The sequence below is a fragment of the Xanthomonas sp. SHU 199 genome (assembly GCF_000364665.1).
Lineage (GTDB): Bacteria > Pseudomonadota > Gammaproteobacteria > Xanthomonadales > Xanthomonadaceae > Xanthomonas_A > Xanthomonas_A sontii.
Genome location: NZ_AQOI01000639.1, coordinates 1 through 905 on the forward strand (window position 1 = coordinate 1; position 905 = coordinate 905).

The window sequence follows — 905 nt, forward strand, 5'->3', positions numbered from 1 at the left end:
TGGCGCGGGCGCGCGGCGTGGCCTGCGATCCTAACGCGGCGATGGCGGACGTGCGCTGTCCGCCGCGCGGTTTCCGTCCCGATCCGCGCAGGCGGTGGAGGGTGCCGAGCCGCGGCGGTGGTTCAGCGCGCCGCGCGCAGCAGCGCGTCCACGTCCAGCGCGTGACCGGCGCGGGCCGCCTTGGTGCGCAGGTAGCCTTCGTTCTCGGCGGTGATGGTGCCGGTGACCGGGATGCGTTCGGTCACCTCGATGCCCGCCGCGCGCAGGCGCTCGGCCTTGTTCGGGTTGTTGGTGAGCAGGCGCACGCGGCCGATGCCCAGCCCGCGCAGCATCGCCACGGCGCTGCCGTAGCGGCGCTCGTCGGCGCCGAAGCCCAGTTGCGCGTCGGCGTCGATGGTGTCCAGGCCGTCGTGTTGGTAGCCGTAGGCACGCATCTTGGTGGCGATGCCGGTGCCGCGGCCTTCCTGGTCCAGGTACAGCAGCACGCCGCCGCCCAGCGCCTTGAGCTTGGCCAGGCCGTGCCGTAGCTGGTCGCCGCAGTCGCACTTGAGCGAGCCGAACAGGTCGCCGGTGAGGCAGGAGGAATGCACGCGCACCGGCACCGGCGCGCTCAGGTCGGGCTGGCCGATCACGATCGCGACCTGGTCGCGCTGCGCCACGCCGCCGCGGAACACCACGAATTCGCCAGGGCCCAGGTCGCGCAGCGGCACCTGGGTGCGGGTGACCAGGGTGTAGCTGTCGGAGGCGGCGAGGGCGCAGCCGTGCTCCAGGTCGTCCAGGCGCAGCGACTGGCAGCCCTGGAAGGCGCTGCTGTCCGCGCCCAGGTCGGCCGCGACCATCGCCGGCAGCAGCAGGCCCAGGCGCGCGATCTCGGCGGCGCCGGCATCCAGCGCGTCGCCGGGCTA

General features: G+C 74.0%; 1 pseudogene. It reads right to left on the reverse strand.

From position 1 onward, the window contains the following. Positions 1-122 precede the first annotated feature (122 nt). Positions 123-899 (reverse strand): annotated as a pseudogene (gene ribA, locus D183_RS25215) (GTP cyclohydrolase II RibA); the annotation flags it as partial. Positions 900-905: the final 6 nt, after the last annotated feature.